Source organism: Streptomyces arenae (assembly GCF_022343545.1).
Lineage (GTDB): Bacteria > Actinomycetota > Actinomycetes > Streptomycetales > Streptomycetaceae > Streptomyces > Streptomyces humi.
In genome coordinates, this window is sequence record NZ_JAKQYH010000004.1 from 56,784 (window position 1) to 76,464 (window position 19,681).

The window sequence follows — 19,681 nt, forward strand, 5'->3', positions numbered from 1 at the left end:
ACTCAGGGTTGCGGATACCCGCCGGACGGTGGCTCAGTCCGCCGGCCCGGCGACCGGGACGCCGAGCCGGTCGGCGACGGTGGTCAGGGCCGCTCCCAGCGGGAGGGCGACCCGGGTGAGGGCGTGCGGGTCGCCCCGGGTCGGGTCCCGGTTGACGATCAGCACCGGCTTGCCCTCCTGTGACGCCTGCCGGACGAACCGCAGCCCGGACATCACCGTCAGCGACGAGCCGAGGACCAGCAGCGAGGTCGCCTCGCGGACCAGGCGCCGGCAGTGCTCGACGCGCTGCGGCGGCACCGCCTCGCCGAAGAACACCACGTCCGGTTTGAGGACACCCCCGCAGTCGGCGCACGGCACCACGCGGAAGTCGCCGACCTGCGCGTCGGTGAGGTCGGCGTCACCGTCGGGGTTGATGCCGGCCGCCACCGGGTCGAAGCCCGGGTTCTCCGCCTCCAGGCGCCGGGCCAGCTCGCGGCGCGGGCTGAAGCTGCGACAGGAGAGGCAGACGACCCGGTCCAGGCTCCCGTGGAGTTCCACGACCCCGTCGCTGCCCGCGGCCTGGTGCAGACCGTCGACGTTCTGGGTGATCACACCCGAGACCCGGGCGTCCCGGGCGAAGGCGGCCACCGCCAGGTGACCCGCGTTGGGACGGGCCCGCCCGAAGGTGCGCCACCCGAGGTGGCTGCGCGCCCAGTACCGGCGGCGCGCGTGGGCGCTCCCGGTGAAGTCCTGGTAGGTCATCGGCGTGTGCCGGCTCAGGCTGCCGCCCTCGCCCCGGTAGTCGGGGATGCCCGACTCCGTGGAGATGCCCGCCCCGCTGAGCACCAGCACCCCGCCGGCGTTCAGCGCGTCGACGACCGGCTCCAGGTCGGTGGTGCCCGGCGGCAGGTCCGCGGCGGGGGTCCAGCTCAGGGTGGGGCGCATGCGCATGCGACCAGGGTAAGGAATCCCCGCCGACCCGGGCGGGCACGGGCTGCCGCAAGGCTACGACCCTCCGCCGGCCGCGGGTGAACCGACGCCCGGCGCGGGCAGGCAGGGCTGTCGGCAGGTGCATCGGGTTTCTCCGACCGAGCCCGGAAGCCGACCGTGCGGCAGGGTCAGAGCACTTGTCGCCTAGCCTCCGGCGTCGAGCGTTCGCGCGAGCGCGTCGAGGGTCACGTCGACGATGGCGCGCAGCTGCTCCGCACTCGTTCCGGCTCTGCTCATGACGGCGAGGGACTGGTTCACGGCCGCAAGGTGGGTCGCGTGGGACTCGGCTGTCTCGTCGGGCAGTCGGACGGCCTTCAGGGCTGTGCGCAGCCGGGTGTGCTGGAAGCCGATCGCCTCCCGTGCTCGCGCCGCGACGCTCGCGCTCAGCACCGGGGTCGCCATGACGGTCTGGGCCACCAGGCATCCGTCGGGCACACCGGGGTCCGCGATGCGTTCCAGCGTGACGTCGAAGAACGCCCGCGCGGCTGCCAGCGGCCGGTCGGCGGCGCAGGACAACGCCGCGTCGTACTTGTCTCCGTAGCGCGTGGTGTAGCGCTCCAGGCAGCGGAGGAAGAGGGTGTCCTTGTCGCCGAGGGAGGAGTAGATGGAGCTGCGGTTGAGCCCCGTCGCCCGGGACAGGTCGTCCACCGACGTGTTGGCGTAGCCGGCCCGCCAGAACTGGATCATCGCGGCATCGAGCGCCGTGGCGATGTCGAACTGCTTCTTGCCTGCCACGCCGCACTTCCCTCTTGCTCTGCCCTCTCGGTGAAGACCATCCTCCCATCCCTAACCCATCTTGAACCACTCAGTTCAAGATGGGTTAGGGTGAAGGCGTGATCACGGCCTCCTCGGGCGTCGACGACGGGCGCACCGAAGCAACCGGCACACCTGACACCAGTGGAGGAGAACCATGAGTGACCTCGCGAGCGCCGCCCGCGTCTCCGGCAACCCGGTCCGCGGCCTGCCGCTGCCCGACCTGGCCGGTTTCACCCACCGCTGGGTCGACGCGGACGGCGTCCGGCTGCACGCCGTCGAGGGCGGTCAGCCGGACCGACCAGCCGTCGTGCTGCTCGCCGGGTTCCCGCAGACCTGGTGGGCATGGCACAAGGTGATGCCGGCGCTGGCCGACCGGTTCCACGTCGTCGCGATCGACCTGCCGGGCCAGGGCCACTCCGAACGCCCGGACACCAGCTACGACACGCACACGGTCGCGGCGCACGTCCATGCCGCGGTCAAGGCGCTCGGAGTCCCGACGTACTGGCTGGTCGCCCACGACATCGGCGCGTGGGTCGCCTTCTCCCTCGCCCTGAAGTACCAGGGCCAGTTGCGTGGCCTGGCACTGCTCGACGCCGGCATCCCGGGCATCACACTCCCTGACGCCGTTCCGACCGACCCCGAACAGGCCTGGAAGACCTGGCACTTCGCCTTCCACCTCGTGCCGGGCCTGCCCGAGACACTGCTCGCCGGCCGCGAACGGGACTACGTCGGCTGGTTCCTGAAGGTGAAGGCCCTCTCCTCCGACACCTTCGCCGACGCCGAAATCGAGCGGTACGCCGCGGCCGTGGCCGCCGACGGCGGTCTCCGTGCGTCCCTGGCCTACTACCGGGACGCCGCCGAGTCGGCGCGGAAGAACCACGAAGCGCTGGCACGACAGCGCCTGACGCTCCCGGTTCTCGGGATCTCCAGCAGCCACGGCTCCATCCCCGACATGGCGGCCTCCATCAAGCCGTGGGCCGACCACGCGACCGGGATCGTCGTGCCGGACGCAGGACACTTCATCCCCGACGAACAGCCCGATGCCGTCGCCGCCGCGCTGACCGACTTCGTCACCCGGGCCGACTGACACCGGCGGCACGCGCGACGGGCCGCGCCCGGACGTGTGTGGGCACTCAGCTGGACGTACTGCCGTCGATGAGTTCGCGGACGACGTCCGCGTGGCCGTTGTGCTGGGCGTACTCCCTGATCAGGTGCATCATGATGCACCGCACGTCGAGCTCCCCGAAGCGGTGATGCGTGCGCACGTCGTCCAGGGACACCCCGGCGAAGATCCGGCGGCTGCGCTCGCACGCGGCCAGGTAGCGCGTGACGTCCTCGTGCAGCGTCGCGCCGTCGTCCAACAGGAAGTCGCCGTCCTTGCGCTGCGGCCAACCGAAGGGCGCGGGTTCCTCACTCTGCTCGATGACGTTGACGAACCAGATGAGCTCGACCTTCGTGAGGTGGCGCACCAGTCCGTGCAGGGTGGTGAGGGACGGGACGACACGCTGGGCAGCCTGTTCCTCGGTCAACCCGTCGAGTTTTGCCAGCAATTCGGCGCGCTGGTAGTCGAGCCAGCCGGCCAGGGCCTCGCGTTCGGGCGCGACGGTGCGCAGGTCGACGGGCTTCAGCGGCGAAACGAAGGTCTGCGGACCAGAGGCGTCAGTCATGGGCGCATTGTCGCAGGCGAGGCCGGCGCCCGGTCCTGCCGGGCCGTGCCGGACGCTCACCCGGGGAAACGGCCTGTCGAACGCAGCGCCCAGCGTCGTTCGGCGTAGGCCAGGTCGTCGCGCCACAGCCGGCCCGCCGCACCGCGCATGACGGGGCGGAGCAGGGGAGCGCTCCGGCGGGCGACGGCGAAGCCCCGACGCCCGGAAGTGGCGATGACCGCCTCCACCACCGCGGTGCGCGGCCTGCCCAGGCTGTCCGGGCCGAGCGGGGTGGCATGGGTCTCCACGACGGAGCCCTCCCCCTCGCCGCCGGTGATCCGCATGACGACCGTGCGCGGGCCCGGGGCGGTGAACACCGCACGGACCGGTACGACGAGCCGGCCGGCGAGCTTGAAGGAGACGTCGACCGTGAACGCGTCCTCGCCGTCGTCCCGTCCCGGAGAGTCCACGACGGTGAGGTCGACGAAGGAGTACGGGTGGAACCAGGCCCCGTGCCAGGGGTCGAGGCGGTTGGCGACCACGTCGGCGGGTTCGCAGACGCCCTGCCCGGTGTACACGGCGGTCAACGCGCCGGCCCTCGCGGGCCGTTCGGGCACCGGCGGCCGGGCGGTGGGCTCCTCGCCCCCGGCGTCGTCCAGCCGCACCCACAGCAGCACCCCGTCGTCGTACGCGGGCCAGGGTTCCCAGCCGCCGAACGGGCCGCCGTCCAGGGCGAGTCCGTGCCAGTGGCAGACGAGGGTGCCGCACCGCACCGGGCTGTCCCGCAGCGGCGCCCCGAGGTGCGGGCAGATGCCGGGGCCGGCGACGAGACGGCCCTCGCCGTCGCGCCACAGCACCACCTCCTGGCCCGCGACGGTGCGGCCCAGCGGGCGGTCCCGGGGGAGGTCGCCGGTCGCCCCGACGACGTACCAGTTGCCGCTCGGCCGCTGCTGCGCCCGTTTGAGGGCGTCGGCGATCAGCGCGGGCCGGGCCTCCCGCCAGGTCGGGCGCTGGCGTTCCCAGGCGACCGGGTCTCGGCGCAGTCGCAGGGGCAGTCGGGCTCGCCGGGGCGGACGGTCGGACGTCACGCGGCCTCCTCGCGGGGGGTGGGCGGGGCAGCGGGTTCGCGGCGGGCGGCGAGCCGGGCCGCGGCGACCCGGAGCAGGCCGTCGGCGGCGACCAGAGCGCGGCGTCTGCGGGGGACCGCGGCCCGGCGGGTCAGTACCGCCCAGCCGTCGGCGGCGACGGCGTCCAGGATGCCGCCGTAGAGCACGAACGCCGTCCGGATGCAGGGCCGGGCGACCGGGTCGAGCATCGGCACGCCGGGGGCGGCACGCCGGTAGGCGGCGCGGGTGAGGTCGGCGAAGGCGCGCAGGGCCTCGGTGACCCGGCGGTCGGTGCGGCCGTCCTGCCGGCAGCGGCGCAGCAGTCCGGTGTCGACGCGGTGCGCGGCGAGCAGGTCCTGCGGGAGGTAGACGCGGCCGCGGTCGAGGTCCTCGCCGACGTCCCGTAGGAAGTTGGTGAGTTGAAAGGCGACGCCCAGTTCGGCCGCGTACGGTGCGGCCTCCTCACGGGGCACCACGGTGCCGAGGACGGGCAGCATCTGCAGGCCGATCACCGCCGCCGAGCCGTGCATGTACCGGCGCAGCGCCGCGTAGTCGGCGTACTCGGTGACCGTCAGGTCGCTGCGCATGGAGGCGAGGAAGTCGGTGAAGTGGCGCCGGTCGATGGCGTAGCGGCTGCTGGTGTCGGCGAGAGCGGCGACCACCGGCGCGCCCGTCCGCGCCCTCGGCAGGCCGCGCGCCAGGCCGCCCGTCCGGCCGCCCGTCCGGCCGCCCGTCCGGCCGTCCGCGAGGGCGCTGGTCCGGGTGTCCGGAGGGTCGTACGGCAGGCCGCCGCCGTCCCGGCTGACCGTCAGGCCGCGGGTCAGGTCGTCGGTCAGGCGGTCGAGGGCGGCAGCGCGCCGTGCGGCCTCGTCGCCGGTGGGGGCGCCGGGGCCGTCCTGGAGCGAGTCGACGATGTCGTCGGCCCACCGGGCGAAGCCGTACAGGGCGTGCACGGCGGGGCGCCGTTCCGGTGGCAGCAGGCGGGTGGCGAGGAAGTAGGTCCTGCCGTGCCGGGCGTTCAGTTCACGGCAGTGGGTGTAGGCGGCGCGCAGACCCGGGTCGGTGATGCGAGCGGCGTCCAGCTCGCGGGCGGTCATGGACGTACTCCTTCGGCGGTCGGCCGGGCGGCCCGGCGGGCAGCGGTACGGGCACGGGTGCCGCCGGTGACGCGGGCCGCGGCCAGCTTCCCCGACAGCAGGACGGGCGGTACGCCCACCCCGGGCGTGGTGCCGCAGCCGGCGAGTACGGCGTTGGCGGTGCCGCGTACCAGGTTGCGCGGGCGGAACGGGCCGGTCTGGGCGAAGGTGTGGGCGGCGGAGAAGGGCGTACCCGCGGCATGCCCCTGCGCGCTCCAGTCGGCCGGGGTCACCAGGCACTCCTCCTCGATGGCGGACGCGATGCCCGCGAGGCCGCGGCGGTCGAGTTCGCGCAGCAGGCCGTCGCGGTAACGGCCGCCGAGCCCGGCCCAGTCGGCGCTGCCCGGCCCGATCTCGGTGTTGGGGCACGGGGCGAGGACGTAGTGCAGGTGGCGGCCCGGCGGGGCGAGACCGGGGTCGGTCGCGGTGGGCCGGGTGATCAGCAGAGAGGGGTCGCTCATCAGCTCGCCGGTGTACGTGAGTTCGTGGAAGGTCCGCCGCCAGGCACCACCGAAGGACAGTGTGTGGTGGGCCAGTTCGGGCCAGGTGCGGTCGCAGCCGGCGTGCAGGACGACCGCCGACGGGGCGTGCCTGAGCCGTGCCGGGCGGCGCGGGACGCGGCCCAACAGCCGGTAGGCGACCGGCAGATCAGGGGTCAGGACGACCGCGTCGCAGGGGATGCGCAGGTCGTCGGTCACCACGGCGGTGACGCGTTCACCGGCGCGTTCCAGACGGGTCACCCGCTGCCCGTGGTGGAACACCGCCCCCGCCTCCGCCGCCGCGTCGGCCATGGCCCGCGGCAGGGCGTGCATGCCGCCGCGCGGGAAGTACACCCCGGCGACGGTGTCCATGTAGGCGATCACCGCGTAGGCGGCCATCGCCCGCTCGGGCGGGACTCCTGCGTACAGGGCCTGGAAGGAGAAGACGCGGCGCAGCCGCTCGTCACGCAGGTGCCGGGCGACCCGCGCCTCCCAGCGGCCGAAGCCGCCGAGCGCGGCGAGCCGGACCAGGCCGGGGCCGAGCAGTTGCAGCGGCGAGTCGAAGTCGGCGTCGAGGAAACGGCCGCGCTCGGCCTGGTAGAGCTGCCCCAGCCAGTGGCGCAGCCTGCGGTAGCCGGCCGCTTCGGCGCCCCCGGCGAACCGTTCGATCTCCGCCTCCATGGCCGCGCCGTCGGTGTGCACGTCGAGGGTGCTGCCGTCGGCGAAGCGCGCCCGGTAGGCGGGATGCAGCTCGATCAGCTCGACGCGGTCGCGCAGCGAGGTGCCGACGGCGGCGAACGCCTCGTCGGCGATCTCCGGCATGGTGAGCACGGTGGGCCCGGTGTCGATCCGATAGCCGCCGAGCTCCATGCGGCCGGCGCGCCCGCCGGGCAGGGCGTCGCGTTCGACGACCGTGACGCGACGGCCCGCGCCGAGCAGGTGCAGGGCGGCGGACAGACCGGCCAGGCCGGCGCCGACCACCACCACGTGGTCGGTTGGTCCCGCGATGGTCCGGGTCACCGGCCCGCCTCCGTTCCCGCGGCGGCGAGGGCGGCGGCGCGCGGATCGGCGGCCGGCTCGGGCACCTGGCCCGCCGCGCCGGTGATCTCGGCCAGCAGATGGCGCAGCCGGCCGGCCGCGTCCGGTTCCAGGGCGGCTTCGCCGAGGTGGCGCAGGCAGCGCCGGTTGAGCCGGGCGATGCGCGCCTCCACGTGGTGACGGGCTCCGGTGCCGGTGACGACCGCCCGTACCCCGGCCAGTTCGCCGTCGGTGAGATCGGCCCGGCCCATCGCGTGGTCGAGCACACCGAGCGCGTGGCGGTCGCCTGCGGCGATGGCGAGCGCCCGGGCCACGGCCAACGGGTAGGTCGGGGTGCCCTCGCGCACGTCGCCGCCGGACGGCTTGCCGGTGGCCCGGGGATCGGCGAACAGGTCGTCGAGGTCGTCCCTGAGCTGGAAGGCGAGACCCGCGCAGCGTCCCGCGCGACGCAGTGTCCCGGTGGTGACGACGTCGGCCCCGGCGAGCACCGCGCCCAGTTGCAGCGGCCGTTCCACCGTGTACAGGGCGCTCTTGAGGCGGGCGGCCCGGATCGACCTGGCCGGGGTGCCGGAGGACACGGCCTGGCCGCGTACGTCGAGGTACTGGCCCGCCACCATCTCGGTGCGCATCACCCGCCACACCTCGTGCAGCCGGTGCGCGATGTCGCGGGGCAGCCCGGGCTCCAGCAGCAGTCCGGCCAGGGCGTCGTCCGCCCAGGCCAGGGCGAGGTCGCCGGCGAGCACCGCGGTGGACGCGCCGAGCCGTTGCGCGGCGGGCCCCGGGGCGGTGCCGGCGTACTGCGCGGTGACGTCGGCGTGCAGCGCCGGCGCGCCGCGGCGGGTGGGCGCCTGGTCCATCAGGTCGTCGTGGACGAGAGCACACGTCTGGAGCAGTTCCAGCGCCGCAGCCGTCCGCAGCGCCACGCGCACCTGGGCCCGGTCCCCGCCGCCGCAGGCCCGCATCGACCACCACAGCAGCCGGGGCCGGATACGGCGGCCGCCGTGCCGGGTGAAGCGGGCGGTCCGCTCGGCGACGTCCCGCGCGAACACCGCGTCCAGGCCGCGGCAGCCGGCCAGACGGTCCGCGAGCAGTTCGCGCAGCTCCCGGCCCACGGCTTCCGGCACGTCCTGGTCCACGGAGCGCGCATCGCCGCAGGACGCCGGTTCACCGGTGCCATGGGGGTCGGGCTCAACGGGCGGGCCGGACACGGCGGGTGGGCCGGGCACAGCGGGCGGCCTGCGCGGCGGATCTGCCGTGAGACGGCCGATCGCCTGGGTGGAACGCATCGCGGATCCTCTCGCTGGTCGGAGATCCGGACTGCCTGCCGGCAGGCCGGATCGGTCGCGCTGTCGGTGCGGCGTGCCGGCCGCGACCGATGTCTGTCGGTACGGGCCACCGCCCGCACCGTCGTGACACATTCCGCGTGGACGGCTCCGACGGATGCGCTGTTCGGTGGACATGCCGACGCGATGAGCGCCCACCCGCACGACACGCTCCCGGGTGCATCCGCCGGGGCCGATGCGAGGGAAGACTGGCCGAGCCCCTGGTCCGGAAGGGGCCAGGAGCCCCGGAAAAGGTCCGGAAGAGGAAGAGGGAGCCGCCGTGCAGGGAGCCGCCGCGGAGGTGGGGCCGCCGTGGAGGTGGAGTCGGAGATGGAGGTGAAGTCGGAGGTGGAGGTGCAGGTGGAGTCGGACGTCGCCGTCGTGGGCGCCGGGGCCGCCGGCCTGTCGCTCGCGCTTCGGCTGGCCCGCCCGCCCGCCGGCGGGCGCCGGGTGACGGCGGTGCTGCTGGCGGCGCCACCGGGGCCGTTCCGCGCCGCGCGCCGCACCTGGTGCTACTGGGAGACGGGCGCGGGACCGTACGACAGTGCCCTGACGGCGTCCTGGGGGCGGCTGCGGGTGCGTTCCCGCGACGGGCGGACGGTGGACGCCGGGATCGAGCCGCTGCGCTACAAGATGCTGCGCTCTGACGCGCTGGAGGATCTGGCCGAGCAGGTGCTCGCGGGCAGTCCCTGGGTGACGACCGTGGAGGCCGTCGCCGAGCGGGTGGAGTCCGCGGCGGGCGGGGCGGTGGTGCACGCCCGCCGGGCCGACGGGAGCCGGGTGACGGTGCGCGCCCGCTGGGTGTTCGACTCACGGCCCCCCGAGCGGCTGCCCCCGGCGCGCACGACGCTGCTCCAGCACTTCCGCGGCTGGTTCGTACGCACCCGCCACCCGGTGTTCGATCCCGGTGCCGTGGAGCTGATGGACTTCCGCACCCCGCAGCCCGCGCACGGTCTGTCCTTCGGTTACGTGCTGCCGAAGGGTCCGCGCGAGGCGCTGGTGGAGTACACCGAGTTCTCCCGCGGCCCGCTAGGCCGGGACGCCTACGACCGCGCGCTGCGCCACTACCTGCACGGTGTCCTGGGCGCCGGCGACCACGAGGTGCTGGAGTGCGAACAGGGGGTCATCCCGATGACGGACGCGGACTTCCCGCGGCGGACCGCCGCGTCGGTGTTCCGGATCGGGGCCGCGGCCGGGGCCACCCGTCCGGCGACCGGATACACCTTCAGCGCCGTGCAGCGGCAGACACGCGCGGTGGCCGCAGCCCTGCACGCGAGGCGCCGCCCCGTCCCGCCGCGCGTCCACTCGGCCCGCTCCCGGTACATGGACGCGGTGCTGCTGCACGCCCTGGACCACGGCCGGGTGGACGGGCCGGCCTTCTTCACACGACTGTTCACCCACGTGCCCGCGCCGCGCCTGCTGCGTTTCCTGGACGGGCGCACCGGGCTGGTGGAGGACCTGTCCATCGGGCTGCACGTGCCCGTCCCCGCGATGCTCGTCTCGGCGCTGGCCCTGCCGTTCGCCCCGCGCCGCACCCCTCCCGCCGCCCCGCCGCCCTCCACGGCCTGACCCCCCCCGGGCCTCCGACACCACCCGTTCCCCTGCCTTGTCCTCCCGCCCCTACCTCCCGCCCCTACCTCCTGCCCCGCCTTTCCCTCGACCGCCTTTCCCCTGACGACCTCTTACGGAGATGGCATGTCCGTGCTGCGCGACGCCGAGCTGGCGACCGCTTTCGACCACGCCGCCCGGAGTTACGACGCGCTCGTGGCGGCGAATCCCGGTTACCACGCCCACCTGCGCCGCTCCGCGCGGCGTCTCGGACTGTCCGGCGGCGGCCCGGCCCCGAGGGTGCTCGACCTCGGCTGCGGCACCGGTGCCTCGACGGCGGCCCTGGCCGCCGTCCTGCCCGGCGCCGACATCACCGCCGTCGACGCCTCGGCAGGCATGCTGCGACGGGCGGCCCTGCGGCCCTGGCCGACGCCGGTGCGCTTCGTGCGGTCGCCGGTGGAGCGGCTGGCCGCGGCGGGGGTGCACGGTCCGTTCGACGCGGTGTTCGCCGCGTACCTGCTGCGCAACACCGCCGACCCGGACGCGGTGCTCGCCCAGGCCCACCGGCTGCTGGCGCCGGGCGGGCGGCTGGCGGTGCACGAGTACGCGCTGAGCGGGCGGGCGGCGCACCGGGCCGTGTGGAACACGGTGTGCGGCGGGTTCGTCCTGCCGGTGGCCACGCTGCTCGGCGACGGCGCGCTCTACCGGCATCTGCGGCACAGTGTCGTCGCCTTCGACACAGTCGGACAGCTCGCGCGGCGGGTGGAGCGGGCGGGCTTCGAACGGGTGCGGGTGCTGCCGCTGCCCGGCTGGCAGACCGGCATCACCCACACGGTCGTCGCCCGCCGCCCGTTCACCGCCGACGGGGGAGCCGGGACGACCACCGCCGACGGGGGAGCCGGGACGACAACCGGGCGCGCCGACGAGGAGTCGGGACGATGACCGAACCGCGCCGTCCCTCCACGCCCCCCGGCCGCGACCCCCGTCCCGGTCGGGACCGGCTGGCCCGGCTGTTGCCCGGACCGCCCGGCGCGGCCCGCGCGCCGGAGTCCGCCGCGCCGCGCGTGGCGGTCGTGGGCGGTGGCATCGCCGGGCTCACGGCGGCCACCGCGCTGGCGGAGCGCGGCGTGCGGGTCACCATCCTGGAGCGCGACGCGCAGCTCGGCGGCAGGCTGGCCGGTTGGTCCACGCGGCTGGCCGACGGCACGACGGTGACGATGAGCCGGGGCTTCCACGCGTTCTTCCGGCAGTACTACAACCTGCGGGCCCTGCTGCGCCGCACCGATCCGGTCCTGGCCCGCCTCACCAGGCTGCCCGACTACCCGCTGCGGCACGGCAGCGGCCGCCAGGACAGCTTCCGCAACGTGCCGCGGACACCTCCGCTGAGCGCGCTCGGGTTCGTGGCGCTGAGCGAGTCGTTCTCCGTGCGCGACCTGGTCCGGATGCGCCCGCGTGCGGCGCTGCCGCTGCTCGACGTGCGGGTGCCGGAGGTGTACGAGCGACTCGACCACGTCAGCGCGTACGACTTCCTGGAGGACATCCGCTTCCCGCCGGCGGCCCGGCACCTGGCCTTCGAGGTGTTCTCCCGCAGCTTCTTCGCCGATCCCCGGACGCTGTCGGCGGCGGAGATGGCGCTGATGTTCCACATCTACTTCCTCGGCTCGGCCGAGGGCCTGCTGTTCGACGTGCCCCGCGAACCGTTCCCGCAGGCGCTGTGGGACCCGCTCGCCGCCCGCCTGGAACGGCTCGGCGCCCGCGTGCGCACGAACACGGCGGTGGAGGGCGTCAGCCTCCTGCCGTCCGGCGGCTACGGCGTGACCACCGCGAGCGGCGAGGAACCGTACGACGGGGTCGTGCTCGCCCTGGACCCGGCGGGGCTGCGCGCCCTGGTGGGCCGGTGCGGTGACCTCGGGGACGCCGAGTGGCGCGAGCGCGTGGCGCGGCTGCGCACCGCCCCGCCGTTCCTGGTGTCCCGCCTATGGCTGGACCGGCCCGTGCGCGCGGACCGGCCGGGTTTCCTCGGCACCAGCGGCCACGGGGCCCTGGACAACGTCAGCGTGCTCAGCGCCTGGGAGGGCGAGGCGGCCCGGTGGGCGGCCCGTACAGGCGGCTCGGTCGTCGAACTGCACGCCTACGCCGTGCCGGAGGACACCGGCCGGGAGACCACGGAGAAGGAACTGCTCGGCCAGTTGCACCGGCTCTACCCGGAGACGGCCCGGGCGCGCGTGGTCGACGCCCGTCACGAGTGGCGGGCCGACTGCCCCCTGTTCGCGGTGGGCGGCCACGCGGACCGGCCCACGGTCACCACCCCGACGCCCGGCCTGGTCGTCGCGGGCGACACGGTCCGCACCGGTCTGCCGGTGGCCCTGATGGAACGCGCCGCCACCAGCGGCTTCCTCGCCGCCAACGAACTGCTGGGCCGCTGGGGCCTGCGCGGCCACGACCTGTGGACCGTCCCCGGCCGGGGCCGCCTCGGGGTCCTGCGCCGAGCGGCGGCCCTGGCGGACGGCGGCGTCCGGGAGCCACGGGAGCCGTGACTTCCCCCGGACGCCGCCCTGCCGCTGCCGGAACGCCCCGCCGGCCCGGCCCGCGGCTCAGCCGCCCGGCCGCGGGTGTGTGGCAGGGACCCCGGTGGCAGGGACCCTGGTAACCGGGAGCCCGGTAACCGGAAGCCCGGTGGCAGGGTTCCGCGCCGCGATCCGGGCCGGCCGGGCGCATCCATCGGCCGCCCCCGCCCCGAAGTGGGGAATGCGGGGCTTCGCGCAGGGCGGAGCCCACGAACCCAGCCCATCCGGGAAGCGCCATGCACTCCACCGACCGGACCAAGCGTCTGCACACGGACCTGACCATCGACCTGGTCGTCAGCGACGGGGAAGCCCTCCGGCTCCAGGTCCGGTTCAGCTACGACTCGGCCGACCCGTTCGCCGTACGCCTGGACTGGCCCGGTGGCCCTGAGGCCGCCGCGCCCTGGCTGTTCTCCCGCGACCTGCTCCGGACGGGCCTGGGCGATCCGGTGGGCGAGGGCTGCGTACGGGTCTGGCCGCCGTGCCCCTGCCACGGGCCCACCACGATGCGCGTCCTGCTGCGCGGGATGGGCGAGGCGGCCGTGCTGTACGTACCGGCCGGCCCGTTCGAGGAATGGCTGACCGAGACGTTCCGGGCGGTGCCCGCGGGCACGGAAGGCTCGTACCTGGACTGGGAAGCCGTCCTGGCGGAGCTGCTGCGCCGCGGGTGACCGGTGCGGGCGAGGGGGCGGGCCCCGGGCCCGGTCAGCGAGGGACAGTGGGCACCCGTACCACCATCGAAGGCGGCGGGGGAGGCGCCGGCCGTCAGGCCGGCTGCTGTGGAGTCTGCTCTCCGGCTGCGGGAGCGGCCGTCTCGGCGGCGGTGTAGAAGACGGAGGTGCCCTGCTTGGTGCGCTGGGCCTGGTTCTTGGCCACGAGTCCTTCGAGGGCGTTGCGTACGACGGTGGTCTTCGCCGCGCGTTCGGGGTGCTGCTGTGCCAGGGCGGTGGTGATCTCGGCGGCGGAGCGGGGTTCGATCTGGGCGGCGAGGTGTTCGCGTACCAGATCCACCAACTTGGTCCCGGCCGGCCGCGGTTCCGGCTTCGCGGCAGCGGCCTTCCTGCCGGTCTGCTTCTTCTTCACCGCGGCGGGCTTGTCGCTCGTCGTCTGCTTGGCCGCCCTGGCCGCCTTGGTCGACGCGGTCTTCTTGCGGGGCGCGGGCACGGACGTGACAGGCTCGGCCGCAGCCGGCTCGGACGGGGCGCCCGGCACGCCGAGGGCCTCCTGGAGGTTCACCAGGACGGTGTGATCGTGCCGTACGGCGGCCAGTTGTTCCTGCAAGGCTTCGATCTCCGCGGTGATGCGTTGCTGTTCCTTGCGGTTGTTTTCCAGGTCGCCGGCGACCTGGGCACTGTACTGCGAGGTCAACTCGCTGGTCTGAGCGGTGATTTCGGACATAGGGCTCACACTCTTTCCGGGTGCTGTGCCTGCCGCCGGGGGAGTGGCAGCCGTTACGACGCACATGTCGGTTGTAGCGATAGTACGGACGGCAGCCGTGTTGTTCTCTGTTGTGTGGCTGTGAGCTGACGTTCGAGGGCCGTGTCGTCACGGGCGCGGATCGAGTGCTGGACAGGTCACGAGCGTTGGAGACCGTGCTCACCCCCGGCGGCTACGGCGATGGTGTTTCCGCTGTCAGGTGACTGGCTGACCGCGACGCCGTCTCCTGCCAGGCTGGACGGATGGGAAGGAACATGGCGGTGCGTCGCCTCGATCTGGGGTATTTCATCCGGCCGGCGTCGGAGACCGGCGGGCCGCGGCCGCGGGTCGAACCGGTTCTCGCCTACCTTGTGGAACACGAGCGGGGCCTGATTCTCTTCGACACCGGCATCGGCGGCGCGGACCCCGGCACCGAGGCCCACTACCGGCCGCACCGCCGGGACCTGGCCGATGCCCTGTCCACGGCCGGGGTCGCCCTGGACGACGTCTCCCTGGTGGCGAACTGTCACCTCCACTTCGACCACTGCGGCGGGAACCCTCTGCTGGGCGGCAGACCCGTCCTGGTCCAGGACGTCGAGCTGGCCGCTGCCCGCCGCGGCGGCCACACCTTCGACGAACTGATCGATTTCCCCGGCGCGTCCTACGAGGAACTCGACGGCGAGGCCGAGATCTGGCCGGGTGTCTGGATCGTTCCGACACCGGGGCACACAGAGGGACATCAGTCGCTGGTCCTCCGGCGGGCCGACGGCACAGTGGTCCTCGCCGGCCAGGCCCACGACTTCGCCTCCGGCTTCGCGTCCGACCAACTGGCCCGCCGGGCGGCGCTTCACGGCGCGGAGCAGCCGCTGCCCGCCTACCGGCACTGGCTGGAGCGGCTCGCCGACTTCGACCCCCGACGCGTGCTCTTCGCTCACGACTGCTCGGTCTGGGAACCGGCGGAGAGCACCTTTTAGCCCGGGCAGGGGCAGACGATGCCACGCCGGTGCCGCCCGAACAGGCGGCGGGATGAGCGCCCCTGCACCTTGGGGGTGGTGCTGCGTCAGCCGGTGACCGGGAGGACGATGACCTTGCCGTGCACGGCGCCCTGGGCGGCGCGGGCGTGCAGAGCGGGCAGTTCGGCCAGCGGTACCCGCTCGGCGACGGCGATGCCCAGTTCGCCCGCCTCGATCGACGTCACGAGCTGCGCGAGCTGTTCGGCGTCGCTGCGGACGAACAGGTCGATGCCCCGTACGTCTCGTTCCTGGTCGGAGGGTGCGGGCATCCACACGGTCGTGTTGACCAGGACCCCGCCCGGGCGGACGAGGGCGACCAGCGCGTCCAGCTCGGCCGGGTCGACGGGTGCGAGGTTGAGGACGGCGTCGACCGGTTCGGTCACCGCCGTGGTGACGCTGGTGGTGGTGTGGTCGATGACGTCGTCGGCGCCGGCGGAGACGACCGCGGCAGTGCTGCGGGGGCCGGCGGTGGCGATGACGTGGGCGCCGGCGTTCTTGGCCAGTTGCACGGCGTAGCCGCCGACCGCGCCGCCCGCGCCGTTGACCAGCACGCGCTGGCCTGCCGTCAGTTTGGCGTGGTCGAACAGTGCCTGATAGGCGGTCAGGCCCACCAGCGGCAGCGCGGCGGCGTCGGCCAGGGGAACGCTCCTGGGTGCCGGGGTCAGGACCTCGGCCGGTGCGAGGACGTACTCGGCGGCGGCTCCGGTGCCGTTCATCGGAAGGAAGCCGATGACGTCGTCGCCGACGGTGAGGCCGTCGACGCCCTCGCCGAGTGCGTCGACGGTGCCGGCGACGTCGATGCCGGGGGTGTGCGGCAGGGTCACCGGGATGGGGCCGCGCATGAAACCGCCGCGGATGTTGCCGTCGACGGGGTTGAACGAGGTCGCGGCGACGCGGATGCGGACCTGGCCGGCTCCGGGTGCGGGCTGCGCCACGTCCTCGTAGCGCAGGACGTCGGGGTCGCCGTACTCGTGGAAGCGCACTGCCTTCATGTCGGGTCTCGCCTTCATCGGTGTCGTAGGTGCTTCGAATTCGAAGCACATGCATGGACTGTAGTCCTGCTTCGAATTCGAAGCAAGTCCTGGCTTCGGGTGGGCGCGGTGAGGCGGCCGCACTCTTCGAATTCGAAGCAGTAGACTCCGGGCATGCCTGATCCATCGCCGTCGCTCGACCCCGTGCAGCTCGGCGCCTACTTCGACCTCATCGAGGTGACCAGCCTGCTGCGGCATGCGGTCGAGCAGCAGCTGCGCGAGACCGGTGATCTCAGCTATGTGCAGTTCCAGCTGCTGGCCCGGCTCGGTGACTCGCCGACCGGCAGCCATCGCATGACCGACCTGGCCGACGGCGTCGTCTACAGCCGCAGCGGCCTGACCTACCAGGTGGGCCTGCTGGAAAAGGAGGGCCTGGTCGTCCGGGCTCCCTCGCCGGCCGACGAGCGGAGCATCACCGTCACCATCACCGATGCCGGACGGAAGCTGCTCGCCAAGGTGCTGCCGGGGCATGTCGAGGTGGTCAGCGGCCTGTTGTTCGAGCCGCTTTCGCCTGACGACGTCCAGGCGCTCGCCGGCTTGCTGGCACCGGTGCGCGACCACATGCGCTCGACGCCGCCTCGCTCGGCCGCACCTCGCCGCCGAAAGGGCGGAGCATAAGGGCTCGTCAGACGTCAAAGCCCCGAGACCGGAACCGACTCAGACCGCCGTTCCGGTGTGCCCGCACGTTGCCTTCCTTCCACACTGTCGAGGCTCCGTAGCACTACTGCTCGCAGGAACGGCGGGCCCGGGTGTGGGCCCGGGTGTGCGTCGGCGCGCTCGCGTTCGCTCGCTGATCGCCGCCTGACGGTCCACTGTGGAAGTTGTGGGTTCCTGGCAGCTACGTTCTTCCGGCCCCGGGCGGATACAGCAGCCGCGTCACATGGGGTTGCTGATTCCGGTCGTGCTCGTCGTCCTGATCACGGTCGCGGACACCGTGACGCCTGCCGACATCGTTCTCGGCCCTCTACTGGTGATCGCGCCCGCTCTCGCCGCCTGGTTCGAGGGCCCCTGGGCGACGGGTGGCGTGGGAGTCCTGGCAGTGGCGGCCCAGATGTTCATCGGCTGGCGGTCCGGCCTTCTGGCGTCAAGGGGTGTGATCGTCCAGCTCGTCGCGCTGACGGTGCTCACCGGCCTGATCGTGGTCATGTGTGCGGTACGGGACCGTCGTGGCCGCCAGTTGGCGCAGGTGCGCTCGGTCGCCGGGGCTGCCCAGCGTGTGCTGTTGTGGCCGCTGCCGAACCGGCTGGGTGGTCTGCGCCTCGCCTCCGTCTATCTGGCCGCCGAGGACGAGGCCCAGATCGGCGGGGACCTCTATGCCGCCGCGCGCACCGGAAACGCGGTCCGTTTGCTGATCGGCGATGTGCGCGGCAAGGGTCTGCCCGCCATCGGCGAGGCCGCCGTCGTGCTCGGTGCGTTCCGGGAAGCAGCCCATCAGCATGCCGGTCTGCCCGAATTGGCCGCCGCGCTGGACCGGAGCGTCGCCCGCTACCTCGTCGACTTCGAGCCGGAGCACGAGGCCGGGGAGCGCTTCGTCACGGTCCTGCTGCTGGAGGTTCCCGATGACGAACCGGCGGTTCGACTGACCAGTTGCGGCCACCTGGCACCCCTCCTGCTCGCCGCGGACGGCAATGTGACCGTCCCGCACCTGCGTCCCGCGCCACCCCTCGGGATCGCCCTGACCGATGCCGAGGACCACCCCCTCGACACGATGTCCTTCGCCGCTGAGGACACGCTGCTCCTCTACACGGACGGCGTCATCGAAGCCCGCGACCGCGACGGCACCTTCTATCCACTCGCGGACCGGGCCGCACAGTGGGCCGGCAGCGAACCCGACGCGCTGCTCCGGCACGTCACACGCGACCTGATCGCCCACACCGGCGGGCGTCTCGGCGATGACGTCGCGCTCATCGGCGTCCGCCGCGGCCCCGCTCCGGAACCGGCACCGCCAGGTAACCGGCAGGCAATAGTTTTGTCCGCATTGTGGACGATATTGCTATGCAGGGTGATTCATGCCGCGAGGTGATCCGTTTTTCATACCGACCTTTTACGTTGCCGCCGGCCAAGCGGCATACGGCGAACCGGCGGCCCTCATCCGAGGACTAACGTGGTTTTCGCACGAAGCACCCCGTAACGTCTCATCTCTCTGCGGGGCGTCCTTCTCCTCCAAGGAGGGCCGCCATGTACGTGCGCGCACGCGCATTCGCCGCATCAGGAATAGCCGCCGCGCTGCTGACCGCGGGCGCCGGCGGGGCTGTGGCGGCAACAACGCCGCCTTCACACCAGGCCTCGATCACGGTCAAGGCAAGCCCCACGACCGTGATGGCAGGCCAGACCGTCCGGTTCACCGGACACACCTCGGGGATCCGGCCCGGAGCGTCGGTCAGGCTGCAAATGGACAAAAACGGCAAGTGGATTCCGGTCCACGTCAACTCCAAGGTGAAAAAGGGCGACACGTACGTCCTCGCCACCCGAGTGCACATGAAGGGCAGCCAGCAGTTCCGTGTCGCTTCCGGGCAGACCCGCTCCTCCACCGTCACCGTGACAGTGCAGTGACTCCTCTTCCCACCCACGCCCGGCACGTGGCCCGCCCGGCAAGTCCGCCGCGGGCCACGCCATTTCGGGGCTCCTCGGCGACCGAGGGGAACCGTCACCGTAGGTCGCGGAGCTGAAGAAGGTACGCGGCAGTCAGGGCGACGGCACGGTCCTCGTCATGCGACAGCGCCACCAGAGCACGTGACGCCGTGCTCCCGGGGATGTCCGCCAGCGCCTGGGTCAGCCGTCCGCGCGCAGGCGCCTCAGTTGCTCCGTGGCCGATACGGTCCACCAGCCCGGCCGCGATCCGCTCCACCGTCGCCGCGTCGATCGCCAGCATGCTCAGTGCGTCGGCCGCATCCGTGTCGTTCCTGCCCTCCACGATCATGTCGATGAGCGTCGGTACCGCGTCGAACACGCCACGCGTCCCGAGCGCCAGAGCCGCATGTCCGCGGATCGTCACGTCGGGGTCGGCGAGGGCGTCGCGCAGCCACGCCGTCGCCTCGTCACCGGGCATCTCGGCGAGAGACCGAACCGCGCGTTCCCGCACCGCGGCCACCGGTGAGCCGAGGCCTTTCGCGAGCAGTGCGGGACCGCCCTCGTCGCCGGATCGAGCCAGCGCCCAGCGCAGGGCACCGGCGACGTTGGGCTCCGTCTCGCTGAGCGCCGCCTCGACCAGGGCCTCCACAGGCACCGGAACCTCGTCGGCGGCGGACAGGGCCGTGCGCTGGCGCACCCCGGCGCTCTTCGCCCCGAGTCCCTGGAGAAGCGCGACGATCTGGAGGACGTCCTCCCAGCCCGCGGGCTCCGCGGCATCGATCCGGCGTAGGCACGTGAGCAGCTCGGTCTCGGCCGCGATGCGGTCGCGCGCCTGACGGATGAGGTCGGTGACGAGCGCCGAAGGCATGAAACCGGGATCGTCGAGCGCCCGCCCGATCTCACGCAACGACATGCCCAGCGACCGCAAGCTCTCGATGTGGAAGATCCGCCGGATGTCCTCGCCGGAGTACTCCCGATAACCGGAGCCCGTACGGCCCGAGGGCCGCACCAGGCCGAGCGATTCGTAGTGCCGGAGCATGCGGGCACTGACCCCGGACCGTCTCGACACCTCACCGATCAGCACAG

Annotated in this window: 19 protein-coding genes; 9 read left to right on the forward strand and 10 right to left on the reverse strand. The window is 73.4% G+C overall.

Annotated features, from left to right (window positions below):
- Window positions 1–33: 33 nt before the first annotated feature.
- A complete protein-coding gene (locus MB828_RS02415; protein ID WP_301646735.1) occupies window positions 34–930 on the reverse strand; it encodes an NAD-dependent protein deacetylase in 897 nt (298 codons plus the stop codon).
- 183 nt (window positions 931–1,113) lie between these two features.
- Window positions 1,114–1,704 carry a TetR/AcrR family transcriptional regulator gene (locus tag MB828_RS02420; protein WP_301646736.1) on the reverse strand — a complete coding sequence of 197 codons (591 nt, stop codon included), beginning with the start codon at window positions 1,702–1,704 and terminating at the stop codon, window positions 1,114–1,116.
- 175 nt (window positions 1,705–1,879) lie between these two features.
- Here MB828_RS02420 and MB828_RS02425 point away from each other — a divergent pair, with 175 nt between their 5' ends.
- Window positions 1,880–2,812 carry an alpha/beta fold hydrolase gene (locus MB828_RS02425; protein WP_301646737.1) on the forward strand — a complete coding sequence of 311 codons (933 nt, stop codon included), beginning with the start codon at window positions 1,880–1,882 and terminating at the stop codon, window positions 2,810–2,812.
- A 46-nt stretch (window positions 2,813–2,858) separates the two neighbouring features.
- On the opposite strand, the gene MB828_RS02430 is transcribed toward MB828_RS02425, so the two are convergent.
- From MB828_RS02430 to MB828_RS02450, 5 genes are read right to left on the reverse strand one after another with little or no spacing between them, the layout of a single operon-like run.
- Window positions 2,859–3,392 (reverse strand): DinB family protein, encoded by a 534-nt coding sequence (locus MB828_RS02430; protein ID WP_133029033.1) that lies wholly within the window; start codon window positions 3,390–3,392, stop codon window positions 2,859–2,861.
- 56 nt (window positions 3,393–3,448) lie between these two features.
- The gene (locus MB828_RS02435) at window positions 3,449–4,459 is read right to left on the reverse strand and encodes a DUF5914 domain-containing protein (RefSeq protein ID WP_301646738.1); all 1,011 of its coding nucleotides are present in this window, start codon (window positions 4,457–4,459) and stop codon (window positions 3,449–3,451) included.
- The gene (locus MB828_RS02440; RefSeq protein ID WP_301646739.1) at window positions 4,456–5,574 is read right to left on the reverse strand and encodes a phytoene/squalene synthase family protein; all 1,119 of its coding nucleotides are present in this window, start codon (window positions 5,572–5,574) and stop codon (window positions 4,456–4,458) included. Before MB828_RS02440 ends, MB828_RS02435 begins: the two co-directional genes overlap by 4 nt.
- Window positions 5,571–7,112: a phytoene desaturase family protein gene (gene crtI / locus MB828_RS02445; RefSeq protein ID WP_301646740.1), complete on the reverse strand. Its 1,542-nt coding sequence runs from the start codon at window positions 7,110–7,112 to the stop codon at window positions 5,571–5,573. The genes MB828_RS02440 and crtI overlap by 4 nt, the downstream gene beginning before the upstream one ends.
- The gene (locus MB828_RS02450) at window positions 7,109–8,416 is read right to left on the reverse strand and encodes a polyprenyl synthetase family protein (protein ID WP_301646741.1); all 1,308 of its coding nucleotides are present in this window, start codon (window positions 8,414–8,416) and stop codon (window positions 7,109–7,111) included. The genes crtI and MB828_RS02450 overlap by 4 nt, the downstream gene beginning before the upstream one ends.
- Window positions 8,417–8,782: 366 nt before the next feature.
- Between MB828_RS02450 and MB828_RS02455 the strand changes: the two genes are divergently transcribed.
- The 4 genes from MB828_RS02455 to MB828_RS02470 all read left to right on the forward strand — a co-directional run bounded on the left by MB828_RS02455 (window position 8,783) and on the right by MB828_RS02470 (window position 13,235).
- On the forward strand, window positions 8,783–10,021 hold the full coding sequence (locus MB828_RS02455; RefSeq protein WP_301646767.1) for a lycopene cyclase family protein: 1,239 nt from the start codon (window positions 8,783–8,785) through the stop codon (window positions 10,019–10,021).
- Window positions 10,022–10,147: 126 nt separating this feature from the next.
- On the forward strand, window positions 10,148–10,942 hold the full coding sequence (locus MB828_RS02460) for a methyltransferase domain-containing protein (RefSeq protein WP_301646742.1): 795 nt from the start codon (window positions 10,148–10,150) through the stop codon (window positions 10,940–10,942).
- Complete coding sequence (locus MB828_RS02465; protein WP_301646743.1) at window positions 10,939–12,537, forward strand: FAD-dependent oxidoreductase; 1,599 nt, start codon at window positions 10,939–10,941, stop codon at window positions 12,535–12,537. Before MB828_RS02460 ends, MB828_RS02465 begins: the two co-directional genes overlap by 4 nt.
- A gap of 266 nt (window positions 12,538–12,803) precedes the next feature.
- A complete protein-coding gene (locus tag MB828_RS02470; protein ID WP_301646744.1) occupies window positions 12,804–13,235 on the forward strand; it encodes an SsgA family sporulation/cell division regulator in 432 nt (143 codons plus the stop codon).
- A gap of 94 nt (window positions 13,236–13,329) precedes the next feature.
- Here MB828_RS02470 and MB828_RS02475 read toward each other — a convergent pair whose 3' ends face one another.
- A complete protein-coding gene (locus MB828_RS02475; RefSeq protein ID WP_301646745.1) occupies window positions 13,330–13,962 on the reverse strand; it encodes a hypothetical protein in 633 nt (210 codons plus the stop codon).
- Window positions 13,963–14,243: 281 nt separating this feature from the next.
- Here MB828_RS02475 and MB828_RS02480 point away from each other — a divergent pair, with 281 nt between their 5' ends.
- Window positions 14,244–14,954 carry an N-acyl homoserine lactonase family protein gene (locus tag MB828_RS02480; RefSeq protein WP_301646746.1) on the forward strand — a complete coding sequence of 237 codons (711 nt, stop codon included), beginning with the start codon at window positions 14,244–14,246 and terminating at the stop codon, window positions 14,952–14,954.
- 86 nt (window positions 14,955–15,040) lie between these two features.
- Here MB828_RS02480 and MB828_RS02485 read toward each other — a convergent pair whose 3' ends face one another.
- On the reverse strand, window positions 15,041–15,985 hold the full coding sequence (locus MB828_RS02485) for an NADP-dependent oxidoreductase (protein ID WP_301646747.1): 945 nt from the start codon (window positions 15,983–15,985) through the stop codon (window positions 15,041–15,043).
- A gap of 153 nt (window positions 15,986–16,138) precedes the next feature.
- Between MB828_RS02485 and MB828_RS02490 the strand changes: the two genes are divergently transcribed.
- From MB828_RS02490 to MB828_RS02500, 3 genes are all read left to right on the forward strand, one after another.
- On the forward strand, window positions 16,139–16,642 hold the full coding sequence (locus tag MB828_RS02490) for a MarR family winged helix-turn-helix transcriptional regulator (protein WP_301646748.1): 504 nt from the start codon (window positions 16,139–16,141) through the stop codon (window positions 16,640–16,642).
- A gap of 262 nt (window positions 16,643–16,904) precedes the next feature.
- A complete protein-coding gene (locus tag MB828_RS02495) occupies window positions 16,905–18,047 on the forward strand; it encodes a PP2C family protein-serine/threonine phosphatase (protein ID WP_301646768.1) in 1,143 nt (380 codons plus the stop codon).
- A 155-nt stretch (window positions 18,048–18,202) separates the two neighbouring features.
- Window positions 18,203–18,577, forward strand: a complete 375-nt coding sequence (locus MB828_RS02500; RefSeq protein ID WP_301646749.1) for a hypothetical protein — start codon at window positions 18,203–18,205, stop codon at window positions 18,575–18,577.
- Window positions 18,578–18,671: 94 nt separating this feature from the next.
- On the opposite strand, the gene MB828_RS02505 is transcribed toward MB828_RS02500, so the two are convergent.
- Window positions 18,672–19,679: a MerR family transcriptional regulator gene (locus MB828_RS02505; RefSeq protein WP_301646769.1), complete on the reverse strand. Its 1,008-nt coding sequence runs from the start codon at window positions 19,677–19,679 to the stop codon at window positions 18,672–18,674.
- Between the last annotated feature and the right edge of the window lie 2 nt (window positions 19,680–19,681).